The sequence below is a fragment of the Aquirufa sp. OSTEICH-129A genome (assembly GCF_054558355.1).
The window spans coordinates 1-9,843 of sequence record NZ_JBPXKC010000008.1 but is presented as its reverse complement, the minus strand read 5'-3'; the positions used below and the strand labels follow the sequence as shown (position 1 = coordinate 9,843).

Genomic DNA, 9,843 nt, shown 5'->3' with positions numbered 1-9,843 from the left:
CTGGAACATCAGGAGCAGGAACTTTTGTCTTTACTCCAGCAAGCGGAACAGCCGCTACTAGCGCAAGTATTACCATCAATCCAGGAACAGCTACTAAGTTGGTAGTAACGGGAACAGGAACACAAACAGCTGGAGGTAATCAAACGATAACCATTACTGCAAAAGATGCTAATGGAAATACGGCTACCACTTATACTGGAGCTAAAAATATTATATTCAGTGGTGCAGGAACTTCAAGTAGTCCGGCGACCGTACCAATGGTGGCAAGTACGAACTTTGGTACAGGAACAAGCTTAACGTTTACCGATGGTGTGGCCAGTGCCACGATGGTCTTGTACAAAGCGGAGGTATCTACGGTATCAGCCAGTGATGGATCTATATTCTCAGCGGGAGGAGATCGTTTATCGGTGACAGTCAGTGCGGCTGCCTACAGCAAATTGGCAGTAAGCTTAGCGACGCCACAAATAAATGCAACTGCCTTTACTGGTTCAAATACCTTAACGGCCCAAGATGCTTATGGTAACACGGTAAGTAGTTTTGATGCGAGTACCAATAATGTGACAGTGACAACTAGCTTAACAGGAGCGATCACGGGCTTGTCGGGTACGAATAAGTTGAATAATGCAGGCGACTTTGTGAGTGGCGTAGCTAATTTGACATCAAAACTAATTTTCTCTGGAACAGTTGGTTCAGGAACCTTCACCTTCACCCCACAAAGTGGAACAGGAATTACTAGTGGAAGTGTTCAGATAAATTCGGGAACAGCAACTCATATGATGATTACTGGAAATGCTAATCAGAATGCAGGGGAGTCCCAAACCATCACCATAAGAGCAGTAGATGCCAATCATAATACAGCTACAAGTTATACAGGTACCAAGAGTTTAACTTTCTCTGGCGCTAATAGTTCGAGTAGCCCAGTGACGGTAGCAACAGCCAATGGCACGAATTTTGGAACAGCAACCAATATCGTATTTACAGATGGTATTGCGACAGTTTCGGTGGTATTGTACAAAGCAGAAAGTGCTTTATTGACAGCTACTGATGGAACAATTAATGCCAATGGTAATTCCCATGAATTAGCAGTATCAGTACTTCCTGCAAGTTTCAATAAGTTGGCAGTTAGCTTGACAAGTCCTCAATTAAATGGTATTGCATTTACAGGAACCAATACACTAACCGCACAAGATGCTTATGGAAATACGGTTACTTCATTTAATGCTTCAGGAAATAATGTGACTGTAAGTACAACCTTAACGGGTTCTATCACAGGCTTATCGGGTACAAATAAATTATCTGGAACGGATGATTTTGTCAATGGTGTTGCCAACTTAAGCTCAAGCTTGTTATTCACAGGTACCTCAGGAACAGGAACCTTCACCTTTACTCCAGCTTCCGGAACGGGTATTACCTCAAGTAATGTCTTGATGAATCCGGGTACTGCCACAAGAATGGTCTTAACAGGATCTACTTCAGGTATAGCAGGTCAAGCACAAACAGTAACCCTTACGGCAAAAGATGCTAGTGGCAATACGGTAACTTCCTATACAGGAGATAAGTCGGTGGTGTTTACGGGTGCCAATTTAAGTACGAGCCCTACGCTTTCACCTTCAGTAACAGATAAGAATTCATCAGCAGTTGATTTCGGAACTGCCGCTACCATTACATTCACTAATGGTGTGGCGACAACCAGTATGATTTTATATCGTGCTGAGGTTGCAAGTATCGTAGCCACACAAGGTGGGGTAACCTCTTCTGGTGCAGATCGTTTAATAAGCACCTACACGGCTGGTTCATTCTCTAAAATGGCTGTTTTATTGGCTAATTCTCAGGTGAATGGTACGGCATTTACAGGTTCTAACACCTTAACTGCTCAAGATTTCTGGGCGAATACGGTTACGACTTTTGATGCAAGTGCCAATAATATAACGGTGACAAGTAGTTTAACTGGAGCTGTAGGTGGATTATCAGGTACGAATAAACTGACTAGTGCCTTAGATTTTGTTAATGGAGTGGCTAATCTAACTTCTAAATTAATCTTTACGGGTACAGCAGGAACAGGAACATTTACTTTTGCAGCAGCAACAGGCGGAATTAGTGTAACCAGTGCTAATGTCACTTTAGTAGGAGGAACTGCTACCAAATTACGTATTACAGGTAGTTCAACTGGAACAGCGGGTGTTGCCCAAGTCATTTCCATTACGGCACTCGATGCTAATGGAAATACCGCAGTTGCCTACACAGGAACCAAGAGTTTGACCTTCTCTGGTGCCAATGCATCAATATCTCCAACTACTAATCCAACGGTTGCAGGTATAAACTTGGGAACTAGTACCGATATTACCTTCACCAATGGTACAGCAAGTGCCAACTTGGTATTGTATAAAGCAGAAAATGCGGTCATTGCCGCAACTGATGGTTCGATTTCTGCCTCGGGCTCAGATCGATTGAGTGTTGCAGTTTCATCATCGAGTTATAGCAAGTTGGCCGTAGCTTTGGCTAGTCCACAGGTCAATGGAACAGCCTTTACAGGCTCGAATACCTTGACCGCTCAGGATGATTATGGTAATACGGTTACAACCTTTAATGCATCTACCAATAACATTACTGTAAGCACTACCTTGACAGGTAGCATTACAGGATTATCAGGTACCAATAAATTATCATCTTCAGGAGACTTTGTGAGTGGGGTGGCCAATTTAACTTCGGCATTAACCTTTACAGGTACCTCAGGAGTAGGAACATTTACCTTCAGCCCAGTCACTGGAAGCGCCATCACTTCTGGAAACGTAACCATGGGCTCTGGTGCAGCAACTAAATTGGTCATAACTGGAGTTTCGGCCACACAAACAGCTGGCACGGCTCAAACGATTACCCTTACGGCTAAAGATGCTAGTGGCAATACAGCTACTACCTATACTGGATCAAAATCATTAACATTCTCTGGGGCTAATGCCTCCATAAACCCTGTTACTAACCCAACAGTAGCTGGAACTAACCTAGGAACTGCTACCAGCATTAGCTTCACGAATGGTGTTGCTACGGCTAGTCTGGAATTATTTAAAGCAGAAACCATTGATTTGGCTGCTACAGATGCCACTATTTCTGCCGCTGGATCAGATCGATTCAATGTCGCAGTTAGTGCTTCCACCTATGCCAAATTAGCAGTAAGCTTGGCTAGTCCTCAGATCAATGGAACAGCATTTACAGGAACCAATACTTTAACTGCTCAAGATGCCTATGGTAATACCGTAGCATTTAATGCCTCAACCAATAATGTGACAGTTAGCACAAGTTTAACTGGTAGTATTTCAGGATTATCTGGAACCAATAAACTAAGTAATAGTAATGATTTTGTGGGAGGTGTTGCCAACTTAACCAGTTTAGGTCTAACTTTCACTGGAACTTCTGGCACGGGTACATTTACTTTCAGTCCTGCAAGTGGTACAGCGGCTGTTAGTTCAAATGTCACAGTTAATCCGGGTGCGGTAAGCAGATTAGTAATAACAGGTACTGGCACTGTTACTGCTGGTGATAGCCAAACGATTACTATTCGTGCTAAAGATGCTAGTGGTAATACGGTCACAACCTATACGGGAGATAAATCAGTAACATTCTCTGGTGCCAACGTTACCAATTCACCAGCTGTGAATCCAACAGTCAGTGACAAGACAAGTGCCAATGTGAATTTTGGTACGGCTACGACCATTACCTTCAGCAATGGAGAAGCTACAGCCACCATGAAATTGTACAAGGCAGAATCAGCCTTAGTGGTTGCAACAGAAGGCGCCTTGGCCTCCTCAGGTGCTGATCGCTTAAGTGTCACTGTAGGCCATGGTAGCTTAAGTAAGTTTACGCTTAACTTAGCATCTCCTCAAGTGAATGGTTCAGCCTTTACAGGAAGTAATGAACTAATAGCTCAAGATGCGTACAGTAACCCAGTGTTGAATTTTAATGCCAATACTAACAATGTTACCATCTCCACAAGTTTGACGGGTAGCATCACGGGATTATCGGGTACTAATAAGTTAAATGCAGCGGATGATTTCGTTAATGGTGTAGCTAATTTGACATCGAAATTAATCTATACAGGAGCCTCAGGTTCAGGAACATTTACCGCATTGGCTACAACAGGAGGGGCAACTGGAACAAGTTCATCTCTGACTATTTCAAGTAGTGCTGCTACTAAATTAGTAATTACAGGAACGGGTACGGGTATAGCAGGTTCAGCACAGACGATTACCATAACGGCCAAGGATGCAAGTGGAAATACAGCTACTACCTATACTGGAGCTAAGAGTGTTACTTTCTCAGGTGCCAATAGTTCTAGTTCACCAGTAACAGTTCCAACCATAGCTGGTACCAACATAGGTTCAGCCACCAACATTAGTTTCACCAATGGTGTGGCTACGGCTAGTATGATTTTATACAAAGCTGAAACAGCTACCATAGCCGCTTCGGAAGGTGTTCTTTCTGCTGCAGGTGCGGATAGGTTAACTGTCACAGTATCAGAAACATCTTTCAGTAAATTGGCTGTAAGTTTGGCTAGTCCACAAGTCAATGGAACTGCCTTTACAGGTACCAATACCTTGACAGCTCAAGATACTTATGGTAATACGGTTACAGGATTTACTGCCTCGACCAACAATATTACTGTAAGCAAAACCTTGACAGGAACCATATCGGGTTTAAATGGTGGAGCCATATTGAATTCACATGGAGACTTTGTTAACGGTGTGGCTAATTTAACTAGCCGATTAATCTTTACAGGTACTTCAGGAACAGGTACATTTACCTTCACTCCGGCCACAGGAACTGCCGTAACCAGTGGAAACGTGGTGGTGAATCCAGGTGCAGCAACTAAATTAGTAATTACAGCTACACCAGGAGCCATCACAGCGGGTACCACCAAAGCTATTACGATTACAGCTCAAGATGCTAGCGGAAATACAACCACTGTTTATTCAGGAGATAAAAACTTAATTTTCTCTACTTCTACATCTCCATCCAGAGTACCTACGGCAAGTAATAAGAATGCTGTCGATATTGATTTTGGCTTGACAACTGTGGTTACTTTTGTCAATGGTGTAGGAACTAGTACATTGAAAGGATATAGATCTGAATTGACAACAGTTAGTGTCACCGACGGAACTATTAGTTCCAGTGGTGGAGGTAATTTACCATTGGATATTACACCGGGTGCATTCAGTAAATTGGCAGTTAGCTTAGCTAGTCCGCAAACCACAGGAGTAGCATTTACGGGAGTAAATACCTTAACTGCTCAAGATGAATTTAATAATACAGTTAATTTGGATGCGTCAACCAATAATGTGACGGTTACGAATTCCTTAGGAGGAACTATTACAGGCTTATCCGGAACGAATAAATTAAGTAATGCTAATGATTTTGTGGGTGGAGTAGCTAATTTAACTAGCTTGGGCTTAACCTATACAGGAGCTTCAGGAACAGGTACCTTTACCTTTACGCCAGCTACAGGAACGGCAATTACAAGTTCCAATGTTACGATCAACCCAGGTACAGTGACTCGTTTAGAAGTTACTGGTTCAGGAACCCAAACGGCTGGAGGGTCACAAACCATTACCTTACGTGCCAAGGATGCCAGTGGAAATATTGTACCATCTTACACCGGAGATAAGTCGATTATATTCTCTGGAGCTCTATCTTCTACGAATCCATTTGTAAATCCAACTGTAACGGATAAAACAAGTGCCGAAGTGAATTTTGGAACGGCTACCACCATCACCTTTACCAATGGTGTTGCCACGGCTACCATGAAACTTTACCGCGCAGAAACCTCTACGATAGTGGCTACCCAAGGAGCTTTGGCTTCTAGTGGAGCAGACAGGTTAAGCGTAGTTGTTTCTCCAGCTAGCTTAAGTAAATTTGCTGTGGCTCTTACCACGCCACAGGTCAACGGACAGGCTTTCACCTCGAGCAACATAGTAACGGCTCAAGATGCTTACGGAAATACCGTAACTAGCTTTAATGCTAGTACCAATAATGTCACAGTGACTACCTCATTGTCGGGAAGTATTTCTGGTTTATCTGGAACAAACAAATTGAATGATGCGGCGGACTTCGTGAATGGAGTAGCTAATTTGACCTCTAAATTAATTTATACAGGTACTTCTGGATCGGGAACATTTACTTTTGCCTCAGCTACAGGTGGTGCTACTGGAACAAGTGCCTCTATAGCCATTAGCGGAGGTACTGCCACTAAATTGGTGATTACAGGAAATGCAACTCAAACAGCAGGTACCTCTCAATCTATTACTGTAACCGCGCAGGATGCTAATGGTAATACAGCTACAGCCTACGCAGGAGTCAAGAGCATCACCTTCTCGGGAGCTAATAGCTCGCCAAGTCCAGCTACCAACCCTACGGTAAGTGGAGTGAATTTAGGTACGGCTATGAACCTAACCTTTACATCGGGTGTAGCTTCTGCCAATATGATCTTGTTCAATGCTGAAACTGCTGTGATATCAGCCACGGATGCTAGTATTTCATCTTCAGGATCTGACCGATTGACCGTGGCCGTTTCTGCTGCTGCATTTAATAAATTGGCAGTAAGCTTAGCTAGTCCACAGGTAAATGGAAGTGCCTTTACAGGTACCAATACCTTGACGGCCTTAGATGCTTATGGCAACACGGTTACTAGTTTCAATTCGAATACTAACCCGATTACAATAACGAGTACCTTAACAGGTTCTATTTCAGGATACACGGCCAATGTCATGAACCAAGTAGGTAATTTTACCAGTGGTGTGGCTAATTTGACATCAAACCTAGTATTTACTGGAACGGTAGGCACCGGAACCTTTACCTTCACTCCTCAAACAGGAACAGCCATAACAAGTGGCAATGTTATTATCAATGCGGGAGCAGCAACGAAATTAATTATTACAGGTTCAGGAACTCAAACGGCCGGAGCCTCACAAACATTAACCATTACTGCGAAAGATGCTAGTGGAAATACAGCTACTACATATACGGGTGATAAGAGTTTGACATTCTCAGGTGCTAATTCTTCTTCGAATCCAAGTACTGCTCCTTCAGCAAGCAACAAAAACAATGTGGCCACTAATTTTGGTACAAGTACTGTAGTTACTTTTGCTAATGGAGTAGCCACATCTGATCTGAAAGTATACAAAGCGGAAAGTGCTGAAATTCAAGTTTCAGATGGATCTATAAATTCGAGCAGCGGTGGAAGCTTAGCTATCACGGTAAGTCCGGCTAGCTTCTCAAAATTAGCGGTAGCTTTAGCAGGATCTCAAGCTAATGGGGTAAGCTTTACAGGAACCAATACATTGACAGCCTTGGATGCTTATGGCAACGTAGCAACAAGTTTTGATGCTTCAGGAAATAATATTACGGTTTCAACGACATTGACAGGTAGTATTACTGGATTGTCTGGTACAAATAAATTAACTAGTGCCAGTGACTTTGTGAATGGCGTGGCTAATTTGACAAGCCTGGGATTGAAGTTTACGGGTACAGCAGGCACAGGTACATTTACCTTTACACCTGCCAGCGGATCTGCCGTTATTTCATCGAATGTGGCAGTTGGCTCAGGTGTAGCCACACGTTTTGTAGTAACAGGTACCTCAACGCAAACAGCAGGAGGCACTCAAACCATTACCATTACAGCCAAAGATGCTAATGGAAATACGGTAACATCTTACACAGGTGATCATGCCTTAACCTTCTCAGGTGCTTTGGATTCTAGTAATCCAATTGTTCACCCTACTGTGATTGATAAAAATGCAGTAGAACAAGATATTCATACTGGAGCAACTTTAACATTTACCAATGGTGTGGCGACGACTACCTTGGCTCTGTATACGGCTGAGGTAGCGAATCTAGCTGTGAGTGATGGTAGCATCAGCGCAGCAGGAGCAGATCGTTTGACGGTGACCGTTAGTCCGGCAGCTTTCAATAAACTATTTGTTAGCTTAAGTACTCCTCAAACAAACCGAGTGGCCTTTACAGGTACCAACACCTTAGCAGCGCAAGATGCCTATGGAAACGTAGTGACTGGCTTTGATGCTAGTACGAATAACGTGACGGTAACAACAAGCTTGACAGGTACGATTTCTGGCTTATCTGGTACCAATAAATTAACGGGTGCAGGTGATTTTGTGAACGGTGTGGCTAATTTAACAAGCCTTGGATTGAAATATTCTGGAACTATTGGCAGTGGCACATTTACCTTTACCCCTGCTACAGGTACTGCCGCCGTGAGTACATCCATCATTATGAACCCAGGAGCTGCTGATCATATAATGATTATTGGATCTGGAACGCAAACGGCAGGTACATCTCAAACGGTAACAATTCGAGTGGTTGATGCTAACCATAATACAGTAACATCCTACGCAGGTACTAAAACTTTAGTCTTCTCAGGTGCTAATAGTTCAACAAGTCCGGTAACTGCACCAACAGCCGATGGCATTGCATTTGGTTCAAATACCAGTGTGGTATTCACCGCAGGTATTGCTAGTGTTTCAATTACCTTATTTAAGGCTGAAAATGCGGTTATTCAGGTATCTGATGGAACCTTAGTAGCCGTTGGAAATCATCATGAACTACCTATTACCGTTTCAGCTAATACTTTCACCAAATTGGCTGTTAGTTTAGCTGCTTCTCAAAATAGTGGTACTGCCTTCACAGGAACCAATACCCTATCAGCACTAGACGCTTATGGTAACTTGGTGACAACCTTCAATGCAGCTGGAAATAACGTGACTGTTACTTCAAGCCTAACAGGAACCATCACTGGCTTATCAGGAACCAATAAACTAAATGCAGGATTAGACTTCTCAGGAGGAGTAGCCAACTTGACAAGCTTAGGTTTAATCTATACAGGAACCTCAGGAGTGGGCACGTTTACCTTCACTCCAGCGACGGGTAGTGCAGTAACGAGTGGAAATGTAACGATCGGAGCAGGTTCAGCTACGAAGTTCATCATCACGGGAAGTGGCACGCAAACAGCGGGAGGAAGTCAAACGATTACGATTACGGCAAAAGATGCGAGTGGCAATACGGCGAGTGGCTATACGGGCAGTAAGAGCTTAATTTTCAGTGGAGCGAATAGTTCATCATCTCCAGCGACCTCACCAAAAGTAGAGAGTACCGACTTTGGTACAGCGACGAGTGTGAGCTTCACGAATGGGGTAGCTACAGCGAGTCTGAGCTTATTTAAAGTAGAGACAGCCAACTTGGTGGCTATCGAAGGTTCGATAGGCACGAGTGGGTCAGATCGTTTGAGTGTGGTTGTTAGTGCTTCAAGCTTCAGTAAATTAGCCTTAAGCTTGGCTGGTCCACAGATCAATGGAGTAGGGTTTACGGGAACAAATACGTTGACGGCCCTAGATGCCTATGGCAACGTGGTGACCGGCTTTGATGCGAGTGGCAATAACATTACGGTAAGTACGACAGGCTTAACAGGAACGATCAGTGGAATAAGTGGTGGCAATAAATTAACAAGTGCAGGTGATTTTGTGAATGGGGTGGCCAACTTAACAAGCTTAGGCTTGAAGTACACAGGAACAGTTGGCAGTGGCACATTTACGTTCACTCCAGCCACAGGGACAGCTGTAACAAGTGGCAGCATAACGATCAATCCAGGATCGGCCAATAAGTTTGTGATTACAGGATCCGGCACGCAAACGGCTGGAACGAGTCAAACGATTACGATCACGGCGAAGGATGCGAATGGCAATACGGTAACAGGATATACAGGCAGCAAGAGCTTAACGTTTAGTGGAGCGAATAGTTCATCGTCTCCAGTGACGGCACCAAAAGTAGGAGGTACAGACTTTG

1 protein-coding gene is annotated in these 9,843 nt (G+C 43.6%); it reads left to right on the top strand.

Annotated features, from left to right (window positions below; all coding sequences use genetic code 11):
• On the top strand, nt 1-9,843 hold a 9,843-nt coding region (locus SKC36_RS12250; RefSeq protein ID WP_459466069.1), incomplete at both ends, for a hypothetical protein.